A 23,184-nucleotide genomic window follows, 5' to 3' on the forward strand; every position below is an offset into this window, starting at 1 on the left:
GGTGATCGCATGCGCCTCGTGCTTCAGCTTGTCGCCCGTCTGCTGCTCATCGTTGTGCTCTGCCTCGGAGCCGCGACCGTGTGGGCCACCTTCGACGCCTATCGCAGCGTCGATCGGGCGACCGCGGCGTCGGCGCAGCGCGTCGCGCAGGCGCTCCAGGCGCTGTATTGGCGCGAGCTCTTGTTGCGCAGCAGCAGAGCGCGCGAGCATCTCCTGCCGGTTCCGGACTGGCGCACGCTGGAGACGGTGAAGCTGATCTCGCCCGGCGTCTGCGTCGAGTTCCAGCCGGCCGTGGCATTCGAGAAGCCGCTCTGCGGCCAGAGCGAGGGGCTGGGCAAGGCGCCGCCGCGCTGGTTCGCCGCCATTGTGCCCACCTTCCTCGGCAGCCACGCCGAGGTCATCCGGCCCGTCAGCCCCCGCGCCGCTTCTGCCGGCACGGTGGTTGCGACGCCGGACGGCGCGGCGGCCGTCTCGCTGGCCTGGGAGTACATCCTCAATGTGATCGATGTCGCGCTGCTCATGGCGGCGGCAATTGCGCTGCTGGCCTCGCTCGCGATCGCACATGCGCTGGCGCCGGCGCGCACGATCGTGACCGCCTTGCAGCGCATGGCGCGCGGTCAATATCGCACGAAACTGCCGCGCTTCCGCTCGATGGAGCTGGCGATGATCGGCAGCGCCGTCGGCGCGCTCGGCAACCGGCTGGAGGAAGCCACCGAGCAGCGCGCCGCCCTGACGCGGCGCCTGATCGAAATCCGCGACGACGAGCGCCGCGCCCTCGCCCGCGAGCTGCACGACGAGTTCGGGCAGAATCTCTCCGCCATCCTCGCCTTCGCCAACACAATCGAAACAGCGAGCACGAAGGACAACAGCACGGGAATCGCTCAGGATGCGCGCATGATCTCGCAGGCCACCCATCATCTGATGGCCTCGCTCCGCGATGCACTGAAGCGTCTGCGCAATCCGCTGCCCGAGGAGCTCGGGCTCGAGGCAAGCCTCGTCAATCTCGTCGACAGCTGGCGCTCGCAGAGCGCGGCGCGGCCGACGATCCAGCTCGATCTCAGGGGTGACCTCACCGACATCAGCGGTTCGGCTGCCAACACAGCCTATCGCGTGGCACAGGAATGCCTGACCAACGCGCTGCGTCACGGCGTGGCGCGCGAGATCAGCCTGCGCGTCGAACGCCGTGCCGGCGAAGACGATGCGCTGCTGATCCGCGTCGAGGACGACGGCGGCGGCGACGCGGCCCGTGTCGCGCAGTCGGCCGGTTTCGGCCTGACGGGCATCCGCGAGCGCGTCACGGCGGCCGGCGGATCGCTGTCGATCCTGCCGGCGCGCGGCGGCCTCAGCGTTGCCGCCACCATCCCGCTCGCTGCGTGAGGCCGGGATGAGCGAGGTTGCAGCAACAGGCATCTCCGTGCTGCTGGTCGACGACCACCCGATCGTCCGGCAGGGCTATCGGCGCGTGCTGGAAAGCCAGGGCGATCTGCATGTCGTGGCGGAGGCCGACAACGCCGCGGACGCCTACAGCGCGTTCAAGGCGCATGACCCCGACGTCGTCGTGCTCGATATCTCGATGCCCGGCGCGAGCGGGCTGGAGGCGATCCGCAACATCCGCGCGCGCAGCCCGCGGGCGCGGATCCTCGTCTTCACCATGCACAACGAAGCCGTGCTGGTGAAGGCCGCCTTCGGCGCCGGAGCCTCCGGCTTCGTCACCAAGAGCAGCGAGCCGTCCGCGGTTGTGCACGCCATCCGCAGCGTGGCGCGCGGTGAGCGCGCCATGAGCGACGACATCGCGCATATTCTGGCCGAGGACAGCCTGTCGCCGAGGGATTCGGCGCTGGACCAGCTGGGTGAGCGCGAGATCGAGATCCTGCGCCAATTCGCCGGCGGCGCCACCACCGAGCAGATCGCGACGCATCTCAATCTCAGCGTCAAGACGGTGCAGAACTATCACTATCTGATCAAGACCAAGACCGGCGCGCGTACGGATGCGCAACTGGTGCGGCTGGCCGCGACCTGTGGGCTGACGAGAATCTAGCAGCCGGGCTGCCGCACTGCCTTGTCCCTTGAAGCTTCTCAATCTGCTGAACGAAATTGGAACGGAGCCGATCCGGCTCCGGTTAGTACGCCAGAGAAGGAGTAAGGGTCATGAGTAAGGGTCACCACAAAGCAGTCGACCATCCCCCGATCATCACAGTAGGCGAGCTCATCGACGAACTTTGCCGCCTGCCGGACACAGCCGTCGTCCACTTTCGCTGCCCCATGTTCGATCAGGAGCTGACGTTCTACCGCCTTCGAAAGCGGTCAAAGGACGCCGTCGAGATCGCAGTCAATGTATACCCGCATAGCCCACCGGTCGTGCCATCCTCCGATCCTGCCTTCCACACGCGAAAACATTCGGCTTCCTCGCCCTCGCTTCGCGATGGCGCCGCTCTCCAAAAGGCGAAAGGTTGATTGGCCGCAGCCGGGATTGAATGGGACTTGCGGCCTTGAAGCATGATCCGGAAAGGTGCGCAGCGGTTCTCCGAAAAGATCATGCTTAAACAACAACCTAAAGCGGATGACGATTCATCCCGATCGCATCGCGCCTTAGGCCTTCCGCAGCCCGCGCAGCAGCAGAGCCAGCATCGCATCGACGCGCGCGGAGAGATCAGCGTCCTTCCACTCGTCGGCATGGGCCGGATGGTGGAAGCGGACGGTCGCATCGAAGATCGCGCGCGCGGTTGCCTTGACGTCGCCCACGGCGAATTCGTCCTGCTTCACGCCATCGGTCAGGATCGCGGCGATCTGGTCGATCATGGTGTCCTTGTGACATTTGACGGCCGCGCAGGCCTCGCGTGCCAGCGTCAGGTAGGTCTCGAACATCTCGGGATCGTCGAGCACACGCGAACGCTTGGCTGCGAACAGCGTGCGCAGCCAGCGGTCGAGCCTGTCGGGCGCCGGCCCCTGCTCGTTGGCGACCGCCAGCAACGGCGCGTCGATGCGGTCCAGCCAGCGTTTGGCAACGGCCTCGCGCAGCGAGGCCTTGCTGGGGAAATGGCGATAGACGCTGCCGTGGCTCACATCGAGCGCACGGGCAACGTCGACCACGGTGGCCTTGGCAAGTCCGTAGCGCCTGAGCACGTCCTCGGTGACTTCGAGGATCCGCTCCGGCGTCAAGACAACGGCTTCATTCATGCCAGCACCATGTTCCCGTTTGGGGCTCAGTTACCCGGCAGTAGGGCTGCTTCCGAAGCGCCCTTGCCGGTCGTTCGGAAAGCCTATGCCTTAATGAGGCAGTTTTGCAGCCTGCGCCGCGATCTGGCGCGCCACCAGCAAATTGAGCCATTGCCCAATCACGCCGGTGAAGTTGAGGATTTCGGTCGTCATTGTCGTAAGTCTCCATTCGTCCGCGGTCCCCGTTCTTCGATCCGCCCTCCGATCCGAGCTTGTTTCGGATGTCGGGCTCCCCGGGGGTTATCGCGGGACGCCCAATTGGAGCGTCCGGAAACGGATATACACGTCTCGCTGACAGATTTCAATATCTGTCAGTCAATGATCCGTGATTGACCGCTGATTTCTGCGGCCGGGACGGCCGCCTCCCGGAGACCGCTGCCAGCTGAACCTTGGTGCTGGCTGCCTGCTCGGCCCAATCATCCCCCGCTACCTTGCGCCGGCCGTTTGTTTAGGCCTCCCCGCTCTGCTAAATCACGGCGTAAAAAACATTTTGGCCGGCACAGCCCCCTTGGGCCGCCCGCCTACCTTGTTGGAGCCGTCAGATGATCCCCCGCTACACCCGCCCGGAAATGGCCTCGATCTGGGAGCCGCAGACCCGGTTCAAGATCTGGTTCGAGATCGAGGCGCATGCGGCGGACGCGCTCGCCGAGCTCGGAACCATCCCCAAGGAGGCCGCCAAAACGGTCTGGGCCAAGGCCAAGAACGCCACATTCGACGTCGCCCGCATCGACGAGATCGAGCGCGAGACCAAGCACGACGTCATCGCCTTTCTCACCCACCTCGCCGAGATCGTCGGTCCCGAGGCGCGCTTCGTGCACCAGGGCATGACCTCCTCCGACGTGCTCGACACCTGCCTCAACGTCCAGCTCACCCGCGCCGCCGACCTCTTGCTCGCCGACCTCGACAAGGTGCTGGCCGCGCTCAAGAAGCGCGCTTTCGAGCACAAGATGACGCCGACCATCGGCCGCAGCCACGGTATCCACGCCGAGCCTGTCACCTTCGGCCTCAAGCTCGCCTATGCCTATGCCGAATTCACGCGCGCCAAGGAGCGCCTGATCGCGGCGCGCAAGGAGGTCGCGACCTGCGCCATCTCCGGCGCGGTCGGCACTTTCGCGCAGATCGATCCGCGCGTCGAAGAGCATGTCGCGAAAGCCATGGGGCTCGTGCCGGAGCCGATCTCGACGCAGGTGATCCCGCGCGACCGTCATGCCATGTATTTCTCGACGCTTGGCGTGATCGCATCCTCGATCGAGCGGATCGCCGTGGAGATCCGCCACATGCAGCGCACCGAGGTGCTGGAGGCCGAAGAGTTCTTCTCGGAGGGGCAGAAGGGCTCGTCCGCGATGCCGCACAAGCGCAACCCGGTGCTGTCGGAGAACCTCACCGGCCTCTCGCGCATGGTGCGGGCCTATGTGACGCCGGCCCTGGAGAACGTCGTGCTCTGGCACGAGCGCGACATCTCGCACTCCTCGGCCGAGCGGATGATGGGCCCCGACGCCACCGTGACGCTCGACTTCGCGCTGGTGCGCCTCGCCGGGCTGATCGACAAGCTGCTGGTCTACCCCACCAACATGCAGAAGAACCTCGACCGCCTCGGCGGCCTCGTGCATTCGCAGCGCGTGCTGCTGGCGCTGACGCAGAAGGGCGCGAGCCGCGAGGACGCCTACAAGCTCGTGCAGCGCAACGCCATGCCGGTCTGGCGCGGCGAAGGCGACTTCCTCCAGCTCCTGAAGAAGGACACCGAGGTGAAGAAGTATCTCACCGACGCCGAGATCGAGGAACAGTTCGACCTCGGCTATCACCTCAAGCACGTCGACACGATCTTCAAGCGCGTGTTCGGCGAGAGCTGAGCGTCGCTTTCATAGCCCGGGTGAGCGCAGCGATACCCGGGAAATTTCTCCGAAAGATCCCGGATGGCGCTTCGCTCATCCGGGCTACAATCAATCAAAAACGGATCCCACCCCATGCCCATCGTCAACCGCGTTGCCGCCCTCTCCGACGAAATGGCCGCCTGGCGCCATGACTTCCACGAAAACCCCGAGTTGCTCTACGAAGTCCACCGCACCGCCGGCATCGTCGCGGACAAGCTTCGCGAGTTCGGCTGCGACGAGGTGGTGACGGGCGTCGGCCGCACCGGCGTGGTCGGCGTGATCCGCGGCCGCAAGTCGGGCTCCGGCAAGACCATCGGCCTGCGCGCCGACATGGACGCGCTGCCGATCATGGAGACGTCGGGCGTACCTTATGCCTCCAAGGTCCCCGGCAAGATGCACGCATGCGGGCATGACGGCCACACCGCCATGCTGCTGGGCGCTGCCAAATATCTCGCCGAGACGCGCAATTTCGACGGCACCGCGATCATGATCTTCCAGCCCGCCGAGGAAGGTGGCGGCGGCGGCAAGGCGATGGTCGAGGACGGGCTGATGACGCGCTGGAACATCCAGGAGGTCTACGGCATGCACAACATGCCGGGCCTGCCCGAGGGTCATTTCGCGACCACGCCCGGCGCGATGCTCGCGTCCTCCGACAACATCCAGATCACCGTCCGCGGCAAGGGCGGACATGCCGGCGCAGGCCCGCACAAATCCGTCGACAGCGTGCTGATCGGCTCGCAGATCGTGGGCGCGCTGCAATCGATCGTCGCGCGCAACGTCGACCCGCTGAAGTCGGCGGTCATCTCGATCACGCAATTCCATTCCGGCACCGCCTTCAACATCATCCCGGAGGTCGCCGAGCTCGGCGGCACCGTGCGCACGCTCGACCCCGAGGTGCGCGATCTCGTCGAACGCCGCATCGGCGAAGTCGCCGACAGCATCGCCCGCGCCTATGGCGGCTCGGCCGAGACGAAGTACTCGCGGATGTATCCGGTGACGATGAACCATGCCCGCGAGGCCGGCCTTGCCGCCGACGTCGCTCGCGACATCGTCGGCACTGATCGCGTCAACGACAAGTTCATCCCGATGATGGGTGCCGAGGACTTCTCGTTCATGCTGGAAGCACGCCCCGGCGCAATGGTGCTTGTCGGCATGGGCGACGGCAACGAGTGCCACCACCCGGGTTACATCTTCAACGACAACATCCTCGGCCATGGCGCGTCGTTCTGGGCGCGCCTCGTCGAAACGCGGATGCCGGCGGGTTAAGACCGCAATCGCTGCGCTTGTAGCCCGGGTGAGCGATGCGACACCCGGGAAGCCACACCGGGTAGTCTCATAGTCCCGGATATCGCTTCGCTCATCCGGGCTACGATTCGACGCAAGCGTCTACACCTGCACCACTTCGTGCCGCATCACGAACGGCGCGAGCAGCGTGTGCACTTCGCCAGCGATCATCTCGCGCTGGTCCGGCGGCAATCCCGTCAGCGTCACGGTTGCGATCGAGCCGTGGCTGCCATGGGCGCCGACCTTCACCTTGCAATCGATGCCGCGCTCGACCAGCGGCGCCAGCACCTTGGTGAACACGCGCTGCGCCGCGTCCCAGCGCAGCTGCGGCTTGAACACCTTTCCGACACCCGTCACCGGCATCGGATCGATCGGAATGACCTGCACCGGGACGGCGGCGCGCTCCGGCGTGCGCTCCCGCACCCACGCTTCCAGCTCGCCCGGCTCGACCTTGGCGCCTGGCTTCAGCTGAACGTAGCCCACCGGCAGCTCGCCGGCATAGGCATCGGGCTGGCCGACCACCGCGGCGAAGCCCACCGCGGGGTGACGGAACATGATCTCCTCGATCGGCGCCGGATCGATGTTGTGGCCGCCACGGATCACGAGATCCTTGGCGCGGCCGGTGATCCAGAGATAGCCGTCGGCATCGAGCCGGCCGAGATCGCCGGAGTTGACCCAGACCTCGTCGACGAAAGCACCCTTGTTGTGCTCGTCATTGAGATAGCCGCCGAACACGCCCGGCCCGGCCATGATGACGACGCCGATCTCGTCGGTCGCGCAGTCGCGGATCAGGCGTCCCTCGGAATCGAGCTGCACGATGCGCACGCGCGCATAAGGCATGGGAAGGCCGACCGAGCCGAGCCGGATCGGCCGCGACGGATAGGCCAGCGTGTGCACGCTCGAGGTCTCGGTCATGCCATAGACCTCGACCACCGGCAGCTTCAGCTTCTCCTGAATCGCCGAGCCGACCGCGACCGGAATCGCCGAGCCGCCACCTGCCGCATATTTCAGGCTCGATATATCCGCGTTGCCCGGCGGCACCGCGAGCGTGGCGGCAAGCACCGTCGGCACGCTCGACAGCGCTTCGGGCCTGTAGCGCTCGACCAGCTGCCAGATGTTCTTCACCGCATTCGGATTGCGCCAGCCACTCGGCGACAGCACGACCAGCGAGCCCCCGCTCGACAGCGTCGTCAGCACCTGTGTCAGCGATCCACCGACATGAAACAGCGGCATGCCGAACAGCAGATTGGCGCCGGGCTTCCCCTTCAACAACAGATTGAGCGCCCAGGCCTGATAGACTTGGTTGGCATGCGTGTGCCGCACCAGCTTTGGCGTGCCGGTGGTGCCGCCGGTATGGAAATAAGCAGCGATGTCGCTGCCCAGAATCTGGCGTCCGCTGACGAGCCGGTCCGCCGGCTGCTGCTTGATCAGGTCGCCGAAGGCAAAAACCCCGTTCGCCGGATCGCCGCCGCCGAACACCTGCACGACGGCCTTCAGGTGCTTGAGCTGCGGGCGGATCTGCTCGACCTTCTGCCAGATGTCGGTACCCGGCATCGGTCCGAGCGCTACCAGGATCCTGGTGTTCGCGGCCTCCAGGATCTCGGCGATCTGGTGTGGCTCGAGCAGCGGATTGACGGGATTGGCAATGCCGGCGGCCTCCGCACCGAACAGCGTGACGAAGGCATCGGGCACCAGCGGCAACATGAAGCTGATGACGTCGCCCTTCTCGACGCCGAGGGCGTGAAACATGTTGGCCGCCTGCGTGACGCGCGCGATGAAATCGCGATAGGTGACCACGACGGGCGTGTCGGCGGGATCGGCGTTTTGCAGGAACTGGAGCGCCGGCCCGTCGGGATTGCGCGCCGCACCTAACCTGATCGCGTCATAGGTGCTCTCGGCCGCGACGCGGTCGGCGTAAGGGACCTGCTCGAACGCCCGGACCTCCTCGTCCGTCAAAAGATCCGGATAGTCGTTGCCGATGAACCGATCGAGCGCGTGGATGCCCGCCATGAAATTCCGTCCTCCCTCAGATGCATGTCCCCGCCCCCGTATCTTCTGACATCTTGGTTCGGCGAGGCCTCGGCCGATGGCCGGCCGAGCGCGGACAGAATGATGGATGATTGAGCGTTCGTCCATTGCCTACCGGCTGTGGCGCTTGAACCTCTGCGGCTGATGCGGGGACCAAGAACTGGCACTGAATTCGCTCGCCAGCGTCCTGCCGCAAGACTTGAGGTGATCATGACGACGCCCCTGCGGAATCGCATCACGCGGCTGATCGCCGCGTTCGCGACGGTATTCGCAATCGCTCTGCCCTCTGCCACTCTCGGCGCGGACACCCAGTTCGACAAGATGCGGGCCAAAATCGCAGCCTTCGTCGCCGACAAGATGGAGAAGCTGGGCGGGTCCCGCATCGTCTACAAGGTAGACACCGACGGCTTGCGGGCGGCGGCCGTCACGGATCTGCGCGACGATGTCTACAAGACCCTGCGCGAGGGACGGATCGCCTTCTCCGGCCTTGCGATCCGCGACGGCGGCGTCGACGTGAAGATCGCGGACGCGAAGGGTCGCGAACAGCTCACGCGCAAACTCGCGTCGGCGGCCGAGGGACTGCCGGCGCATGCGTTCACCGTGACTGATGGCGGAGACGGTCTGATCAGGCTTGCACCGACCGATGCCGCATCCGCCGAGCGGCTGCGCGACCTCGTCGAAGATTCCATCGCCATGATCGAGCAGCGCCTCAAGGACGCCGGCGTCAAGCTTGCCAGCGTTCAACCCGATGGGACGGACCGCATCCGCATCTTCCTGCCCGGCGTGATGGAGCCCGAGCATGTCACCGCGATCTTCGCCAGGAAGGTCAAGGTCGGATTCCGCCTGATCGACCTCTCGATGTCCGCGGAGCAGGCGCAATCCGGCGCGCCTCCGGCAGGCACCGAAGTCCTGCTCGGCTTCAAGGACAGGCTTCCCTATCTCGTCGCCAGGGACAGCGCGCTCGAGGGCGACGACATCAGCTATGCCGGCCCGGGATTTACGAGCGACACGAAGGAGCCAATTGCATCGTTCCGTTTCAACGGCCGCGGCACGCGGCGCTTCGCCCACATCACTGCGGAGAACGTCGGGAAGCCCTTTGCCATCGTGCTCGACGACAAGGTGATCTCCGCTCCCGTGATCCGCGAGCCGATCACCGGCGGCTCGGGCCAGATCGCCGGCAACTTCACCCTGGAAGAGGCCAACAGCGTCGCGATGCTGCTGCGCGCCGGCTCGCTGCCAGGGCGCCTCGGCCTCGTCGAGCAGCAGGTCGTGCAGCCCGCCACCAAGCCTTAAGCGACAGGTCGCGCCACGCCCGGGCCGCATCGGCATCCCGGCCGGTCCGCGATGCCGCAGCCCGCACGACACCCCCGAATCACGGCCACGCCGCGGCCAGGCGCGCAACCAACGGGCAATTGCCGAAACGCCCGATCACGCTAAAATTTGCCTCTTGCAGCATGACGGCCGGAAGCGTCATTCAAGCGGTCGTCATTCGATTTCGGCTATACGGGTGCCGACCAGGATTGAAGGCCTTACGCGAGGACCAGATCATGCCGTCCGGCAGCGCAGACATTTCGTCGATCCTCGACCGCATTCTCGATGCGGCAACCGACAACCTCAGGATCGCCAAGATCCTGATCCAGATGGGCCTCGACCCGAACAACGTCACCTACGACGCGATCTTCAATCGGCTGCTGGAGATCTTTGTCCAGAACATCACGCTGGCCAATCTGTTCGCCGCGGTCGGCGCCGGATTCTTCGTCGCGACGCTCTTGATGCGGACGATGGTGCCGCTACGTGTCGCCAACATGATCGGCTGCGGGTTCTTCGCCGTCTTCGGCGCGCTCTCCGCCAACGTTGCGACGTTCCTCCTGTATCTCCTGCTGCTTCCGATCAACGCCCTGCGCCTGCGGCAGATGCTCAAGCTGGTCAAGAAGGCGCGCCATGCGGCCGAAGGCGACATGTCGATCGAATGGCTCAAGCCGTTCATGACCGAGCGCAAATATCGGCGCGGCGACACGCTGTTCAAGCTGCGCGATCCCGCGAAGGAGATGTTCCTCACGGTCACCGGCAAGTTCCTGGTCAAGGAGATCAACGTCGAGATCGGGCCGGGAGCGCTGATGGGCGAGCTCGGCTTCCTCACGCCGGACAACCGGCGCACGGGGACGGTCGAATGCATCGAAGACGGCCAGGTGCTGACGATCACCTATGACCGGCTGCTCGAGATCTACTTCCAGGACCCGCAGTTCGGCTACTATTTCCTGGTGCTGACCAGCCAGCGCCTCTTGCAAAACATCGATCGCCTGCAGAAGCAGCTGGCGGCGGAGCGCGCGGCGACGACGAACAGGATCGCATGACCGCCGCGCGGGACACGCGACGTCGGCCCTCCGTCCGGGACTTTGCGGGGCCCCGCCGCAAAATCGCCCTAAAAACCGAATGGTAACCATGACGGGCTAGGGTATCGGCGTGACCAATTCTGAGACCATCCTGGTGTTTGATTCCGGCCTTGGCGGGCTCACGGTGCTCCGTGAGGTCGTGGCCGCGCGCCCGGGTGCCCATTACGTCTATGTCGCCGACGACGCCTTCTTCCCCTATGGGCACCATGACGAGGCTGAGATCATCGCGCGCGTGGTGCCGCTGATGGGCGAGTTGATCGGCACGCATGATCCCGACCTCGTCGTCATTGCCTGCAACACGGCCTCCACCCTGGTCCTGTCTCACTTGCGCGCCGCGTATTCCCTGCCCTTCGTCGGCACGGTGCCGGCGATCAAGCCGGCCTGCGCGCAGTCGAGGACCCGCCGCGTCTCGGTGCTCGGCACCAAGGGAACGGTGAAGCGGGAATACACGAAGGCGCTGATCCGCGATTTCGCGCAAGGCTGCGAGGTGACGCTGGTCGGCTCGCCCGAGCTTGCGTCGCTGGCCGAAGCTGAGCTCCGCGGCGCGCCGGTCAGCGACGAGGCCCTCGCCGCCGAACTCGCCCCGTGCTTCGTCGGCGATCCCGCCGACGCGACATCGCGCACCGACACGGTGGTGCTCGCCTGCACGCATTATCCGCTGCTGCTCGATCGGCTGAGGCGGCTCGCACCCTGGCCGGTCGACTGGATCGATCCGGCCCCGGCGATCGCCCGCCGCGTCTCCGATCTGCTTGGCCCGCGGATCGGCGCACTCGCGCAGTCGGGCGCCGAGATGATCTTCACCTCGAACCGCGCGCACGGCCTGTCGGCCACGCTGACGCCGTTCTTCGGCGGGCGCGCGCTGGCCTGACTTTGCGCCAAAACCGGGCGCTGCTAGGCTTCGCCATCGTCACCTGCCCGCAGGCTTCTCCATGTCGATCCCGACCACGCCGCTCAACCGCCTCCGCCAATTGTGGCGCGAGGGCCGCCCCGCCTTCGGCGCCATTGCGACGATCCCGAGCGTGCAGACCGTGCAGATCATGGCGCGCTCGCTCGACTGGATCATCGTCGATCTCGAGCACGGGCCGATCGGCTTGACCGAAGCGCATGCGATGATCGCCGCCACGACCGGCACGCCCTGCACCCCCATGGTGCGGATCGCCGCAAACGAGCCGTGGCTCGCGAAGGCCCCGATGGACATCGGCGCCTTCGGCATCAACTTCCCGATGATCACCACGCCCGCCGAAGCCGAGAAGGCGGTGCGTAGCGTGCGCTACCCGCCGCGCGGGGACCGGCTCTGGGGTCCGTTCCACGCCCCGTTCCGCTGGGGCCAGTCGATGCCGGACTACATGGCGAGCGCCGATGACGAGATGATCTGCATGATCACCATCGAGCATGTCGACGCGGTCAATCGCATTGATGAGATCATGGTGACGCCGGGCATCGACGTCGCCGTGATCGGCCCCGGCGATCTCGCCACCTCCATCAACAAGCGCGGCCAGATGGACGATCCAGAGTTGCTCGAACTGATCGCGCGCGCCGAGGCCGGAATCCTCAGAAGCGGCGTGCCGATCGGGGGCGTGGCGCGCACCGCCGACCAGGCGAACCGGCTGATCGACCGCGGCTACCGCGCGATCGCGCTCGGCTTCGACTGGTCGCTGTTCCAGCGCGGCATCATGGCGGCTTTCGAGGGCATCAAGCGCTGAATCGCCGCAACGCGTGTGGCCAGACTTGCCGGGAACCGCGGCGCTGCCAGGGTCCGCAGTTCAGAGGGAACATGCTCAAGAAGACCTTGCTCGCGCTGTCCTCTGCTTGCCTTGCCTCAAAAGGCCATGCCTGCGGCGACAAATAATTGAAAATATTAGATATTTACGTCGTTGGCCAAACCGCTGGCTTCGCCGGAGCCCTGAAACGACGAACCGATCGGTCGCAAGCCGGTTGGTTCATGCTAAGAGCACGCGGCGAGCGGACGATCCGCTCGTTGCACATATTTTAATCTTATCCGCAGGAACCATAGAGCGATGCGCGGGACGCCCAGAACCATTTCGCTACCGCGCCGCCTGATCTGCGACCTCATGCACGCTTCGATGGGCGTGCCCTTCGTTTCGCTCTCCCGTTCGCTCAATATCCGCCCCCTGCTGGAGGCCCGCACAGGCGCAACCGCGCCCGCCGGCTGGGCTGCGACATTCGTCAAAGCCTTTGCCCTGGTTGCCCGAGACGAACCGATCCTGCGCACCGTCTACACCAAATGGCCTTGGCCAGCCCTGTATGAGCTGCCGAAGAGCGTGGCGCTGGTGGCGATTGCTCGGGTCGAGGCCGGCGAGGAATGCGTAATGCCGCAGCGAATCGCAGCCCCAGAGGCCCTGTCGCTGGCCGCAATCGATGCCGAGATCCGACGCGGCAAGACAGCACCGATCGCTGACGTCCCCATGTTCCGCAAAATCATGCGGGCGACCCGCCTGCCGCTACCGCTCCGGCGGCTGTCGTGGGCCATCGGTCTGAATTTCGGCCGCCAGCGGGGCAATTGGTTCGGCAGCTTCGGGGTGAGTTCGGTGGCCGCCTATGGCGGCGGCGAGCTCCACCCCATCACGCCGGGCCCCTATATCGTCAGCTATGGGGTCGTCGAGCCCGACCAGACCATCCATGTCGTGATCCGCTGGGACCACCGGGTCACCGACGCCGCCCCGATCGCCCGGGTCCTGACCCGGCTGGAGCAGGTCCTGAACACTGAAATCGCTGCCGAATTGCGGGCGGCCGGCCCCAAACCGATCCGCGCGGTCGGGACCTGAAGGCGCGGCGGTCATCCCGGGGTGGTGCGCAGCACCGAACCCGGGATCTCAAGATTCCGAGTCCGACCTGCGGGCGCTCCGGAATGACGGCTAAAGAATTGACAGCCAGCCCCAAACTCCCCTAAAAGCCGCCTGCTCGCGGGCCGATTTCGGCCCGCGAAGCGTTTCGCGACCCGTGGTCAAATCCCTTAAGCTTTGGGGATCGGACCTGTCGGTGCCGGGCCAAGCCCGTCACACAGGAGGGCGCGTTTCCTCAAACCATGCAACCGAAGAGGACGCGATGACTAAGCGCAGTGAGGCGAAGTACAAGATCGATCGCCGTATGGGCCAGAACATCTGGGGCCGCCCGAAGAGCCCCGTGAACCGCCGCGAATATGGCCCCGGCCAGCACGGCCAGCGCCGCAAGGGCAAGCTCTCCGACTTCGGCGTGCAGCTGCGCGCCAAGCAGAAGCTGAAGGGCTACTACGCCAACATCTCCGAGCGTCAGTTCCACGGCATCTATGTCGAGGCGAGCCGCCTCAAGGGTGACACCGGCGAGAACCTGATCGGCCTGCTCGAGCGTCGTCTCGACGCGGTCGTATACCGCGCCAAGTTCGTCTCCACGATCTTCGCTGCCCGCCAGTTCATCAACCACGGCCACGTCAAGGTGAACGGCCGCAAGGTCAACATCTCGAGCTATCAGCTCAAGGTCGGCGACGTGGTCGAGGTCAAGGAAGCCTCCAAGCAGCTCGCCCACGTGCTCGAAGCCAGCCAGCTGCCCGAGCGCGACACGCCCGACTATCTCGAAGTGGACCACGGCAAGATGACGGCGAAGTACATCCGCATCCCCAACCTCTCCGACGTGCCGTTCCCGGTGCAGATGGAGCCGCATCTGGTCGTCGAATTCTATTCGCGCTGATCATTCGGCAGATCGACATTCAAAGGCCCCGGTATCCGGGGCCTTTTTGTTGTGGTAACGTGCTGTCGATGTCCCGGACGACCGACCAGCTCGCCAAAATCACCCCATCCGCCACGCCTAGCGAGGCGGAGCTTGAGGCGTGGGCCAAGCTGTCCCGCGACGAACAGGTCCGCCGATATCAAGCGCTGTTCGCGCAGCCCGATTGCAACGAGTTCACCTCGGACACGCCGGACGACATCCTGGCTGCCGCACGCCAACGCGTTGCTCAACGCCGCCATGGCTGAGTACCGGTTATCGGAGCGTACCCGAGCCGATCTGATCGACATCTACGACTTCACCGAGAGCCGGTTCGGCAAATATCAGGCCGAGGCTTACTATGCAGGTCTGATCCGCTCCTTCGGGCTTCTCGCCGATTTCCCTCTCATTGGCCAACAAGTGGATGAACTCGCCGTTGGCTATCGACGTTTCCGCTTTCAATCACATCTGATTTTCTACACGGTGCAATCCGACCACGTCGAAATCCGCGCCATTCTCCACGGCGCACAAGACATCAGGCCGCAACTGTTCGACTAGACGAGACCAGCCATGCTCTACACCCCTCCCCCGATCGATCCCAAGGCGCCACCTGTCCGCATCAATCTGCTGTCGGACACGCAGACCAGGCCGACGGCCGCGATGCGCGAGGCGATGGCGCGGGCGGAGGTCGGCGACGAGCAGGTCGGCGACGATCCGACCGTCAATACGCTGTGCGAGCGCGTGGCCGATCTGCTCGGCAAGGAAGCTGCGGTCTACATGCCCTCGGGCACGATGTGCAACGTCACCGCGACGCTGGTGCATTGCCGTCCCGGCGACGAGATCCTCGCCCATGAGACCGCGCACATCATCGCGCGCGAGGGCGGCGCGCATGCGGCGATCGGCGGTTTCCAGGTCACGCAGCTCAAGGGCGAGGGCGGCCAGTTCACGCCGGAAACTCTTCGCAAGGCGCTGCACCCGCGCACGCGGTACCAGCCACCACAGACCGTCGTCAGCGTCGAGCAGACCGCCAATATCGGCGGCGGCACGATCTGGAAGAAGACCGCGCTCGACGAGATCGTCGCGATCGCCAGGCAACACGGCCTCGTCACCCACATGGACGGCGCACGCCTGCTCAACGCCACCGTGGCAAGCGGCATCTCCCCGCGCGACATGACCGCGGGCTGGGATTCGGCCTGGATCGACTTCTCGAAGGGCCTCGGTGCGCCGATCGGCGGCGTGCTCGCGGGCTCGCGCGGCTTCATCGACGCGGTCTGGCAATGGAAGCAGCGCCTCGGCGGCTCGATGCGGCAGGCCGGGATCTGCGCGGCGGCCTGCATCTACGCGCTCGACCATCACGTCGAGCGCCTGGCCGACGACCACGCCAATGCGCGGGCGCTCGCTCGCGGGCTGTCGCAGATCTCAGGCATCGAGGTGCAGGAGCCCGAGACCAATCTGGTGTTCTTCAGGCCCGATGGCGCCGGCATTCCCGGCGACAAGATGGTCACCGCGCTCCGTCAGCGCGGCGTGACGCTCGCGATGATGGACGGCCGCATCCGCGCCTGCACCCATCTCGACGTCAATGCGAGCCAGATCGAGGAAACGATCGGATACGTGCGCGAGATCGTGCGCCGCGCCTGATCACCGCCCCATCGCCTGATAGATCAGCGTCTTCAGCTCGAGTTGAATCCGGCCGCGCTGCGACGGCGTCTGCGCCATGAAGATCCCGAACAGATCGTCTTCGGGATCGATGAAGAAGAACGTGCCGGCAACGCCGTCCCAGCGATATTCGCCGAGCGGCCATGAGGTGCCCGGCGGCACCGAGGTGCGCACCGCGAAGCCGAGGCCGAAGCCTGAGCTTTCCCCCGGATAGTACATCCGGTCGCGTGCGATCTTCGTCTCGGGTCCGATGTGGTCCGAAGCCATCAGCGCAATGGTCTCGGGCTTCAGATAGCGACGGCCCTCATAAGTGCCGCCATTCAGCAGCATCTGCGCGAAACGGGCGTAGTCGCCGATCGTGCCGACCATGCCGGCGCCGCCCGATTCCCATCTCGCGGACCGCCTGATGTCGCGGACCTCGGTGGTCGGGCTGATGCTGCGGTCCTCCGGCATCGGCTCGGCGATACGTGCAAACCTGGCGGGATCGGCAACGTAGAATGCAGTGTCGGTCATGCCGAGCGGATCGAGCAGCCGCTCCTTCTCGAACTGGAGCAGCGTCTTGCCCGAGACCACCTCGACGACGCGGCCGAGCACGTCGGTGGCAAAACCGTAGGTCCACACCGTGCCAGGCTGCTCGGCGAGCGGCAGCGTGGCGAGCTTCGCAACGAACTCGGCATTGGAAAGATCGCTGTTGAAGAGGTCCGCCGCAGCATGGACCTCACGCACCAGTCCACCGCCACGAAAGCCGTAAGGCAGCCCCGCTGTGTGGCGCAAGAGGTCCTTGATCGTGATCGGACGCTGCTGCGGCTCCAGCATCAGCGAAACCCTGCCGTCCGCTGCTTTCCTCTCAATGCCCACCTTCATGCCGGCAAAGACCGGAATGTATTTGGACACGGGATCGTCGAGCGAAAGCCTGCCTTCCTCGACGAGCATCATCGCCACGACTGATGTGATCGGCTTCGACATCGAATAGAGGCGGAAGATCGTATCCGCGCTCATCGATATCTGGGTGCCGACATCGCGAACGCCGAAATTCTCGTAGTAGACGGGCTTGCCGTGTTGCTGGAGCAGCAGGATGGCGCCGGGAATCTTGCCGGCAGCGACCTCGTTCCGGATGTAGTCGGAAACCTTCGCCAGCCCTTCCGTGGAGAGCGTGCGGGCAGTGCGTCCCTCGGAGCCGGCCTTCGCACCGACGACCCCGACGAGAAGAACGAGCCCCGCGATGAACGCGCGGCGCCCACGCATGTCATTTCTCCATGGCTTCATAAATCAACTGCTTCAATGTTCGCTGCACGCGCTGGCGCTCGGTCGGGATCTGCTTCAGGAGGACGAGGAACTTGTCCCGCCTCGGGTCGATCACGAAATGGCACCGGCGATCTTGCCGGGGCCGCCATATCGCGCAAGCGCCTCGGCATGGAGTTCGGCGCCAGGCTCGGCGAAGCAGCAGAACACCACGCGAGCAACGGACGGCGCAGCAGCGAGCGCTTCGATCGTCGTGCGCACCGCGATATCGGCCGCCCGGTCGGCAGGAAAGCGGAAAATGCCGGTCGAAATCGCGGGGAATGCCACCGAGGTCAGCTTGTGCTTGCCGCACAGCTCCATCGATCGGCGATAACAGGAGGCGAGCAGATCGTCCTCGCCGAGCGTGCCGTCATTCCACACCGGACCGACGGTGTGGATCACATGTGCGGCCCTGAGCCGATAACCCCTGGTGATCTTCGCGTCACCCGTCTTGCAGCCGTGGAGCATGCGACATTCGGCGACGAGCTCGGGCCCGGCCGCCCGATGGATCGCACCGTCCACGCCGCCCCCGCCAAGGAGCGACGTGTTGGCGGCGTTGACGATGGCATCAACGCTCAGTGTCGTGATGTCGGCAACGACGACGTCGAGCTCCGCGTCGCCAATCCGGCGCGAGAGCACGGTCACGCCCTTAGGCCGCGACGACGACGCCCTTTTCGGAGAAGAGCTGCTGCAACTCGCCGGCCTGGAACATCTCGCGGATGATGTCGCAGCCGCCGACGAACTCGCCCTTCACGTAGAGCTGCGGAATGGTCGGCCAGTTGGAGAAGGTCTTGATGCCGTTGCGCAGTTCGGCGGATTCGAGGACGTTGAGGCCTTTATAGCCGACGCCGAGATGATCGAGGATCTGGACGACCTGGCCGGAGAATCCGCACTGCGGAAATTGCGGCGTGCCCTTCATGAACAGGACCACGTCGTTCGACTTCACTTCGTTGGCGATGAATTCCTCGATGCTCATATCCATGTCCTTCTGGGCCGAGCCCTCACCAGTCATTTCGGGCCGGCTCGACCGATTTAACCCGATACCTACTCATATATGTAGCCCAAACCGTTGTGCATCCAAAGTAAAATGGCGGCGACAGGCCCCCTTGCGGCCGTGCAGAGCCCAACAGGTCCATAGGCTGATGACATCAATATCATCGCCGCAGAGGACTTTCATACCGTAACGGAGCCCCTATCTAGGACGAACCCTCGTTATGGAACCGGGTCGCGCGAACAACGTTCTCTTGTCCTGTCTGGAGAAAAACGTGACGAAACAAGCCTCAGCTACGGCCGCCCCCCAGCTTTCGTCACGGTCCTCCCATCCGGACGACCTCGCCCAGCGGCTGGAAGCGGCGTTTCTTACCATCCGCAATGAGACCGAACGGCGGGCCGCGCCTCTGTCACCAGAGGACCAGCAGATCCAGTCCATGCCCGATGCCAGCCCGACCAAATGGCACCGGGCCCATACCACCTGGTTCTGGGAGCAATTCCTGCTCGGCGAGCACGTTGCGGGCTACCGGCCCTTCCACCCCGATTTCGCGTTCCTGTTCAATTCCTATTACGTCAGCGCCGGTCCGCGACATGCCCGCAATCATCGCGGCGACATCACCCGGCCGAGCGCCGACCAGGTCGGCGCCTATCGCCGCCATGTCGATGCGGCCGTCGTCGAATTCTTCCGTGGGGCCGGTGCGGACAAGCTTCGCGAGATCGCGCCCCTGGTCGAGGTCGGGCTCAACCACGAGCAGCAGCATCAGGAATTGATGTTCACCGACATCCTGCATGCCTTCGCACAGAATCCGGTCTCGCCGGCCTACGATCCGGACTGGCGCTTTCCGGCTTCCACCCGCGGCGGCGTGGATTGGCTGGCACTGAACGAGGGCATCCACACCGTCGGCCATGTCGACGACAGCTTCCATTTCGACAACGAGAAGCCGGCGCACCGCGCCCTCGTTGGCCCCGTCAGAATCGCACGCAACCTCGTCACCAACGGCGAGTGGCTCGCCTTCATGCACGACGGCGGCTATCGGAGCGCAACGCTGTGGCTGATGGACGGTTTTGCCGCGGCAAGCAGAGAGGACTGGCAGGCGCCTGGCCATTGGCGCGAGGTCGATGGCCAGTGGCATGTGATGACGCTGGCCGGCCTCAAGCCGGTCGATCCGGACGCGCCTGTCTGCCACATCAGCTACTATGAGGCCGACGCCTTCGCGCGCTGGTCCGGAAAACACCTGCCGACCGAGATGGAATGGGAGGTCGCGGCCCGCGCCGGCCAGCTCAACGACGCCTTCGGCCTCGTCTGGCAATGGACCCGCAGCTCTTACTCACCCTACCCCGGTTACCGCGCCGTCGAAGGCGCGCTCGGCGAGTACAATGGCAAGTTCATGGTCAACCAGCTGGTGCTGCGCGGCTCCTCGCTTGCAACTCCGCAAGGCCACAGCCGTATCACCTATCGCAACTTCTTCTATCCGCACCATCGCTGGCAGTTCACCGGACTGCGGCTCGCCGATTACGACTAGAGCATGATCCGGAGAGGTGTGCAGCGGTTTCCCGAAAAGGTCATGCTCAAACAACAGCCTGAAGCGCGGCCTCATCGCGCTTCAGGTTCATCCGACGATCAATGCGCGCCGGACAGCGCGTTCAGGAGAGTATCATGAATGTGCACGCCAGCGCTTTGGCCGAGGCCCATCTTCCCGACGAGCAGACCACCGCCTTTGCCCGCGAGGCCATCGAGGACCTCTCGCAGCAGCCGAAAAAGCTGTCGCCGAAATACTTCTATGACGCGACGGGATCGGAGCTGTTCGAGGCGATCACGCGCCTGCCGGAATATTATCCGACGCGCACAGAGCTTGCGATCCTGAGAGAGCGCGGCGGCGAGATCGCAGACATCATTCCGGAGCACGCGGCGCTCGTCGAGTTCGGCGCCGGCGCGACCACGAAGGTCCGCCTGCTGCTTAATCATTGCAGGTTCGCGGCCTATGTCCCCGTCGATATCTCTGGCGACTTCCTGAAGGCGCAAGCGAACGGGCTGAAGCGGGATTTCCCGACGCTCGGCATCTATCCGGTCGCCGCCGACTTCACCACGCCGTTCGAGCTGCCCAAGCAGGTTGCATCCATGCCGAAGGTCGGCTTCTTCCCCGGTTCGACCATCGGCAATTTCGAGCCGCAAGAGGCCCAGGCCTTCCTGAGGAGCGCCCGCAGGATACTCGGCAAGGGCGCGCAGATGATCATCGGCGCCGATCTCGAGAAGGACGAGCGGATCCTCTTTGACGCCTACAACGACGCCGCCGGCGTCACCGCGCGCTTCAACCTGAATGTGCTGGTACGCATCAATCGCGAGCTCGGCGGCAATTTCGATCTCTCCGCCTTCACCCATCGCGCGATCTACAATCGCGAGCGGCACCGGATCGAGATGCACCTGATCAGCAAGAAGAGCCAGACCGTGCGCCTGCTCGGCACCAGCTTCTCGTTCCGCCCGGGCGAGAGCATCCACACCGAGAACAGCTACAAATACAGCATCGAGCGCTTCGCCGCGCTGGCGCAGGGCGCGGGCTGGCGCGTTCGCGAGAGCTGGATGGACGCGGCGAACATGTTCTCGGTGCACGCGCTCGAGGTGGCGGAGTAACGCCGGGGCTCAATGCTCCGCCGCTTCTTCCGCCTCGGATCCCAGCGACACCGACTCCCACACCGCCACGACGATCAGGATCATCGTGGTGGCGACCGACAGCCACAGCGGCGAGAGGTCGGCTGCGAACCACCACAGCACCAGCAGCAGGATGATGCCGATCCCGTGCGAGAGCTGGAGGAAGCCGCGGATCGCGTACTTGAAAAGAATGGTGCCGACCAGGAACACCAGTGGGCCACCGACCGTGCTCACGATGGTGCGGGTGTCGGAATGGCCGGTCGGGTGCTTCAGCACCAGCTCGTCCGAGACCGCGGTCAGGATGATGCCGGCGACGATCGGCGTGTGCAGATAGGTGTAGGCGAGCCGGGCCAGGCGGCCGGATTCGGCGGACTTCGAGATGCGCTCGGCTCCGGCCTCCGCGCCCTTGTGAAAATAGATCCACCACATTGCGATGGCGCCGACCAGCGCCGAGACGAAGGCCAGGATATTGTTCGCGGTCCACTCGAGCTCGGCGAAGGTGGCGCCGTTGACGACGACGGCTTCGCCCAGCGCGATGATGACGAACAGCGCGCAGCGCTCGGCCATGTGGCCGCCTTCGACGGCCCACGCCTCGAGCGAGGAAAACCCGAGCTTCGGAATCCAGAAGCGTGCCGCCGGCGAGATGTATTCCCATGTCACCGCCGCGATCCACAGCCATAGCCGCGTATCTCCCTCGGACAGACCGCCTGCGATCCACAGGACCGCGGAGATCGACAACCACGTCAGGATGCGGATCGCGTTGTGCCGCACGGCCGTTCGATGCCGCGGCGTTGCGAACAGCCAGAATGCGGTACGTCCGACCTGCATGCTCGCGTAGGCAATCGCGAACCACAGGCCGCGCCCCTCGAACGCGGTCGGGATCGTCGTCGACAGCACGAGGCCGCCCAGCATCATCGAAAAGAGCAGGAGGCGGACCGGCGTCAGTTCGGGATTGAGCCAGTTGGTGACCCAGGCGGTGTAGACCCACACCCACCACACCGCGAGAAACAGCACCGCGACGTGCACCGCGCCGATCGGCGTGAAATGATGCAGCAGCGAGTGCGAGATTTGCGTGACGGCAAAGACGAAGACGAGGTCGAAGAACAGCTCGACAAAGGTGACGCGGCTGTGCTGGCTCGGTACGATAACGCGAAACATCGCGCCGCGAGGATTGTCCGCAGCCATCATCGCCCCCGTGGCACGATCAGGTCAGGTGCCGGGCACACCGGTTTGCAGCGCCAGCGCGTGCAGGACGCCCCCCATCTGGCCCTGCAGGGACTGGTAGACGATCTGGTGCTGCTGGACGCGCGACTTGCCGCGGAAGGATTCCGAGATCACGGTCGCGGCATAGTGGTCGCCGTCGCCGGCGAGGTCACGGATGGTCACCTCGGCATCGGGGATCGCTGCCTTGATCATCGCCTCGATATCGTGGGCGTCCATGGGCATTCGGGTCTCGCTCCTTCTGGTCCAAGCGTTTTCTGGTCCAAGCGTTTCTGGTCCAAGCGTTCGAATCGCTGCCGGGGTCCCCTCGCCGGCAAGCGCAAACTTAGCGTGAACGGCCTTCTCCGTCACGCCTTCCGGCACTATATCCGTGATCCCATCAGGATAAAGGCACGACAAAGTGCCGCGCGCGGCAGATTGATCGAAAAGGCGTGAAATCATGAAGCTTCCAGGGCCCGACCACCCCATCACCATCACCCCAAATCCCCGGCGCGTCCGGGTGACTGCCGGCGACATCGTCATCGCCGAGACCAGCAAGGCGCTGACCCTGAAGGAGGCCAAATATCCGGCGGTGCAATATGTGCCACGAGAGGACACCAAGATGGCCCTGCTGGAGCGCACCGACCGTGTCACCCACTGCCCGTACAAGGGGGACGCGAGCTATTTCAGCGTCAAGGCCGACGGCAAGACGCTGGACAACGCAATCTGGACCTATGAGACGCCCTTCCCCGCCATGACCGAGATTGCCGGGCATCTTGCCTTCTATCCGGACAAGGTGAAGATCGAAGAAGTGGGGTAGTTTCCACGCCGGCTCGTGCCGACATGGCCGGGCTTGTCCCGGCCAGCCACGTTTGTTTGATAGTCGCGATACCGAAGACGTGGATGCCCGGGTCAAGCC

24 protein-coding genes are annotated in these 23,184 nt (G+C 64.9%); 17 read left to right on the plus strand and 7 right to left on the minus strand.

The window, feature by feature from the left end:
- Window positions 1–9 precede the first annotated feature (9 nt).
- The 3 genes from ABIA42_RS19565 (at window position 10) to ABIA42_RS19575 (ending at window position 2,454) form a co-directional block, all read left to right on the plus strand.
- Window positions 10–1,377, plus strand: coding sequence for a sensor histidine kinase (locus tag ABIA42_RS19565; protein WP_370122204.1), 1,368 nt, complete (start codon window positions 10–12; stop codon window positions 1,375–1,377).
- Window positions 1,378–1,384: 7 nt separating this feature from the next.
- Window positions 1,385–2,038 (plus strand): response regulator transcription factor, encoded by a 654-nt coding sequence (locus ABIA42_RS19570; protein ID WP_028180416.1) that lies wholly within the window; start codon window positions 1,385–1,387, stop codon window positions 2,036–2,038.
- Window positions 2,039–2,148: 110 nt separating this feature from the next.
- Entirely contained in the window at window positions 2,149–2,454 is a 306-nt protein-coding gene (locus ABIA42_RS19575; RefSeq protein ID WP_370122200.1) for a hypothetical protein, read from the plus strand.
- Between the two features lie 135 nt (window positions 2,455–2,589).
- Here the strand turns inward: ABIA42_RS19575 and ABIA42_RS19580 are convergent, their stop codons facing one another.
- Window positions 2,590–3,177 (minus strand): TetR family transcriptional regulator, encoded by a 588-nt coding sequence (locus ABIA42_RS19580; protein WP_370122197.1) that lies wholly within the window; start codon window positions 3,175–3,177, stop codon window positions 2,590–2,592.
- Window positions 3,178–3,758: 581 nt separating this feature from the next.
- Between ABIA42_RS19580 and purB the strand changes: the two genes are divergently transcribed.
- Together purB and ABIA42_RS19590 are read left to right on the plus strand one after the other, a co-directional pair.
- On the plus strand, window positions 3,759–5,066 hold the full coding sequence (gene purB, locus ABIA42_RS19585; protein WP_370122194.1) for an adenylosuccinate lyase: 1,308 nt from the start codon (window positions 3,759–3,761) through the stop codon (window positions 5,064–5,066).
- A 114-nt stretch (window positions 5,067–5,180) separates the two neighbouring features.
- On the plus strand, window positions 5,181–6,353 hold the full coding sequence (locus ABIA42_RS19590; protein WP_370122191.1) for a M20 aminoacylase family protein: 1,173 nt from the start codon (window positions 5,181–5,183) through the stop codon (window positions 6,351–6,353).
- Window positions 6,354–6,473: 120 nt separating this feature from the next.
- On the opposite strand, the gene ABIA42_RS19595 is transcribed toward ABIA42_RS19590, so the two are convergent.
- A complete protein-coding gene (locus ABIA42_RS19595) occupies window positions 6,474–8,381 on the minus strand; it encodes an acyl-CoA synthetase (RefSeq protein ID WP_370122188.1) in 1,908 nt (635 codons plus the stop codon).
- Window positions 8,382–8,609: 228 nt separating this feature from the next.
- On the opposite strand from ABIA42_RS19595, the gene ABIA42_RS19600 reads away from it, so the two are divergent.
- The 9 genes from ABIA42_RS19600 (at window position 8,610) to ABIA42_RS19640 (ending at window position 16,129) form a co-directional block, all read left to right on the plus strand.
- Window positions 8,610–9,692 (plus strand): preprotein translocase subunit SecD, encoded by a 1,083-nt coding sequence (locus ABIA42_RS19600; RefSeq protein WP_370122185.1) that lies wholly within the window; start codon window positions 8,610–8,612, stop codon window positions 9,690–9,692.
- A 254-nt stretch (window positions 9,693–9,946) separates the two neighbouring features.
- Window positions 9,947–10,753: a Crp/Fnr family transcriptional regulator gene (locus tag ABIA42_RS19605; protein WP_370122182.1), complete on the plus strand. Its 807-nt coding sequence runs from the start codon at window positions 9,947–9,949 to the stop codon at window positions 10,751–10,753.
- A gap of 109 nt (window positions 10,754–10,862) precedes the next feature.
- Window positions 10,863–11,660: a glutamate racemase gene (murI, locus tag ABIA42_RS19610; protein WP_239624961.1), complete on the plus strand. Its 798-nt coding sequence runs from the start codon at window positions 10,863–10,865 to the stop codon at window positions 11,658–11,660.
- 61 nt (window positions 11,661–11,721) lie between these two features.
- Window positions 11,722–12,495 carry an HpcH/HpaI aldolase/citrate lyase family protein gene (locus ABIA42_RS19615; RefSeq protein WP_370122179.1) on the plus strand — a complete coding sequence of 258 codons (774 nt, stop codon included), beginning with the start codon at window positions 11,722–11,724 and terminating at the stop codon, window positions 12,493–12,495.
- Window positions 12,496–12,810: 315 nt separating this feature from the next.
- The gene (locus ABIA42_RS19620; RefSeq protein ID WP_271532959.1) at window positions 12,811–13,578 is read left to right on the plus strand and encodes an acyltransferase; all 768 of its coding nucleotides are present in this window, start codon (window positions 12,811–12,813) and stop codon (window positions 13,576–13,578) included.
- A gap of 280 nt (window positions 13,579–13,858) precedes the next feature.
- The gene (rpsD, locus tag ABIA42_RS19625) at window positions 13,859–14,476 is read left to right on the plus strand and encodes a 30S ribosomal protein S4 (protein WP_028181912.1); all 618 of its coding nucleotides are present in this window, start codon (window positions 13,859–13,861) and stop codon (window positions 14,474–14,476) included.
- A gap of 68 nt (window positions 14,477–14,544) precedes the next feature.
- The gene (locus ABIA42_RS19630) at window positions 14,545–14,760 is read left to right on the plus strand and encodes a hypothetical protein (protein WP_271532961.1); all 216 of its coding nucleotides are present in this window, start codon (window positions 14,545–14,547) and stop codon (window positions 14,758–14,760) included.
- Window positions 14,753–15,049 carry a type II toxin-antitoxin system RelE/ParE family toxin gene (locus ABIA42_RS19635; protein WP_370143814.1) on the plus strand — a complete coding sequence of 99 codons (297 nt, stop codon included), beginning with the start codon at window positions 14,753–14,755 and terminating at the stop codon, window positions 15,047–15,049. The genes ABIA42_RS19630 and ABIA42_RS19635 overlap by 8 nt, the downstream gene beginning before the upstream one ends.
- A gap of 12 nt (window positions 15,050–15,061) precedes the next feature.
- Complete coding sequence (locus ABIA42_RS19640) at window positions 15,062–16,129, plus strand: low specificity L-threonine aldolase (protein ID WP_370122171.1); 1,068 nt, start codon at window positions 15,062–15,064, stop codon at window positions 16,127–16,129.
- Here the strand turns inward: ABIA42_RS19640 and ABIA42_RS19645 are convergent, their stop codons facing one another.
- The 3 genes from ABIA42_RS19645 to grxD form a co-directional block, all read right to left on the minus strand.
- The gene (locus ABIA42_RS19645; RefSeq protein ID WP_370122168.1) at window positions 16,130–17,392 is read right to left on the minus strand and encodes a serine hydrolase domain-containing protein; all 1,263 of its coding nucleotides are present in this window, start codon (window positions 17,390–17,392) and stop codon (window positions 16,130–16,132) included.
- Between the two features lie 111 nt (window positions 17,393–17,503).
- The gene (locus ABIA42_RS19650; protein ID WP_370122165.1) at window positions 17,504–18,073 is read right to left on the minus strand and encodes an O-acetyl-ADP-ribose deacetylase; all 570 of its coding nucleotides are present in this window, start codon (window positions 18,071–18,073) and stop codon (window positions 17,504–17,506) included.
- Window positions 18,074–18,077: 4 nt separating this feature from the next.
- Window positions 18,078–18,404: a Grx4 family monothiol glutaredoxin gene (grxD, locus tag ABIA42_RS19655; protein ID WP_271532970.1), complete on the minus strand. Its 327-nt coding sequence runs from the start codon at window positions 18,402–18,404 to the stop codon at window positions 18,078–18,080.
- A gap of 238 nt (window positions 18,405–18,642) precedes the next feature.
- On the opposite strand from grxD, the gene egtB reads away from it, so the two are divergent.
- Window positions 18,643–19,941 carry an ergothioneine biosynthesis protein EgtB gene (gene egtB / locus ABIA42_RS19660; RefSeq protein ID WP_370122162.1) on the plus strand — a complete coding sequence of 433 codons (1,299 nt, stop codon included), beginning with the start codon at window positions 18,643–18,645 and terminating at the stop codon, window positions 19,939–19,941.
- Between the two features lie 134 nt (window positions 19,942–20,075).
- Window positions 20,076–21,047, plus strand: coding sequence for an L-histidine N(alpha)-methyltransferase (gene egtD, locus ABIA42_RS19665; protein ID WP_370122160.1), 972 nt, complete (start codon window positions 20,076–20,078; stop codon window positions 21,045–21,047).
- 9 nt (window positions 21,048–21,056) lie between these two features.
- On the opposite strand, the gene ABIA42_RS19670 is transcribed toward egtD, so the two are convergent.
- Both ABIA42_RS19670 and ABIA42_RS19675 read right to left on the minus strand, forming a co-directional pair.
- Complete coding sequence (locus ABIA42_RS19670; RefSeq protein ID WP_370122157.1) at window positions 21,057–22,250, minus strand: low temperature requirement protein A; 1,194 nt, start codon at window positions 22,248–22,250, stop codon at window positions 21,057–21,059.
- A gap of 24 nt (window positions 22,251–22,274) precedes the next feature.
- Window positions 22,275–22,511, minus strand: coding sequence for a BolA/IbaG family iron-sulfur metabolism protein (locus tag ABIA42_RS19675; protein WP_008139419.1), 237 nt, complete (start codon window positions 22,509–22,511; stop codon window positions 22,275–22,277).
- A 214-nt stretch (window positions 22,512–22,725) separates the two neighbouring features.
- Here ABIA42_RS19675 and ABIA42_RS19680 point away from each other — a divergent pair, with 214 nt between their 5' ends.
- Complete coding sequence (locus tag ABIA42_RS19680; RefSeq protein ID WP_271532977.1) at window positions 22,726–23,085, plus strand: DUF427 domain-containing protein; 360 nt, start codon at window positions 22,726–22,728, stop codon at window positions 23,083–23,085.
- Window positions 23,086–23,184 lie beyond the last annotated feature (99 nt).

Origin of the sequence: Bradyrhizobium sp. USDA 327 (assembly GCF_041262065.1) — a bacterium.
Lineage (GTDB): Bacteria > Pseudomonadota > Alphaproteobacteria > Rhizobiales > Xanthobacteraceae > Bradyrhizobium > Bradyrhizobium liaoningense.

Coding starts and splice junctions, on each gene's coding strand:
- ABIA42_RS19580 (WP_370122197.1), bottom strand. CDS start 3,177: ATGAATGAAGCCGTTGTCTTGACGCCGGAGCGGATCCTCGAAGTCACC.
- ABIA42_RS19615 (WP_370122179.1), top strand. CDS start 11,722: ATGTCGATCCCGACCACGCCGCTCAACCGCCTCCGCCAATTGTGGCGC.
- ABIA42_RS19680 (WP_271532977.1), top strand. CDS start 22,726: ATGAAGCTTCCAGGGCCCGACCACCCCATCACCATCACCCCAAATCCC.
- ABIA42_RS19570 (WP_028180416.1), top strand. CDS start 1,385: ATGAGCGAGGTTGCAGCAACAGGCATCTCCGTGCTGCTGGTCGACGAC.
- ABIA42_RS19595 (WP_370122188.1), bottom strand. CDS start 8,381: ATGGCGGGCATCCACGCGCTCGATCGGTTCATCGGCAACGACTATCCG.
- grxD (WP_271532970.1), bottom strand. CDS start 18,404: ATGAGCATCGAGGAATTCATCGCCAACGAAGTGAAGTCGAACGACGTG.
- ABIA42_RS19630 (WP_271532961.1), top strand. CDS start 14,545: ATGTCCCGGACGACCGACCAGCTCGCCAAAATCACCCCATCCGCCACG.
- ABIA42_RS19590 (WP_370122191.1), top strand. CDS start 5,181: ATGCCCATCGTCAACCGCGTTGCCGCCCTCTCCGACGAAATGGCCGCC.
- ABIA42_RS19600 (WP_370122185.1), top strand. CDS start 8,610: ATGACGACGCCCCTGCGGAATCGCATCACGCGGCTGATCGCCGCGTTC.
- ABIA42_RS19640 (WP_370122171.1), top strand. CDS start 15,062: ATGCTCTACACCCCTCCCCCGATCGATCCCAAGGCGCCACCTGTCCGC.
- ABIA42_RS19565 (WP_370122204.1), top strand. CDS start 10: ATGCGCCTCGTGCTTCAGCTTGTCGCCCGTCTGCTGCTCATCGTTGTG.
- ABIA42_RS19605 (WP_370122182.1), top strand. CDS start 9,947: ATGCCGTCCGGCAGCGCAGACATTTCGTCGATCCTCGACCGCATTCTC.
- ABIA42_RS19645 (WP_370122168.1), bottom strand. CDS start 17,392: ATGCGTGGGCGCCGCGCGTTCATCGCGGGGCTCGTTCTTCTCGTCGGG.
- rpsD (WP_028181912.1), top strand. CDS start 13,859: ATGACTAAGCGCAGTGAGGCGAAGTACAAGATCGATCGCCGTATGGGC.
- ABIA42_RS19635 (WP_370143814.1), top strand. CDS start 14,753: ATGGCTGAGTACCGGTTATCGGAGCGTACCCGAGCCGATCTGATCGAC.
- ABIA42_RS19675 (WP_008139419.1), bottom strand. CDS start 22,511: ATGCCCATGGACGCCCACGATATCGAGGCGATGATCAAGGCAGCGATC.
- ABIA42_RS19575 (WP_370122200.1), top strand. CDS start 2,149: ATGAGTAAGGGTCACCACAAAGCAGTCGACCATCCCCCGATCATCACA.
- egtB (WP_370122162.1), top strand. CDS start 18,643: ATGGAACCGGGTCGCGCGAACAACGTTCTCTTGTCCTGTCTGGAGAAA.
- egtD (WP_370122160.1), top strand. CDS start 20,076: ATGAATGTGCACGCCAGCGCTTTGGCCGAGGCCCATCTTCCCGACGAG.
- purB (WP_370122194.1), top strand. CDS start 3,759: ATGATCCCCCGCTACACCCGCCCGGAAATGGCCTCGATCTGGGAGCCG.
- ABIA42_RS19620 (WP_271532959.1), top strand. CDS start 12,811: ATGCGCGGGACGCCCAGAACCATTTCGCTACCGCGCCGCCTGATCTGC.
- ABIA42_RS19670 (WP_370122157.1), bottom strand. CDS start 22,250: ATGGCTGCGGACAATCCTCGCGGCGCGATGTTTCGCGTTATCGTACCG.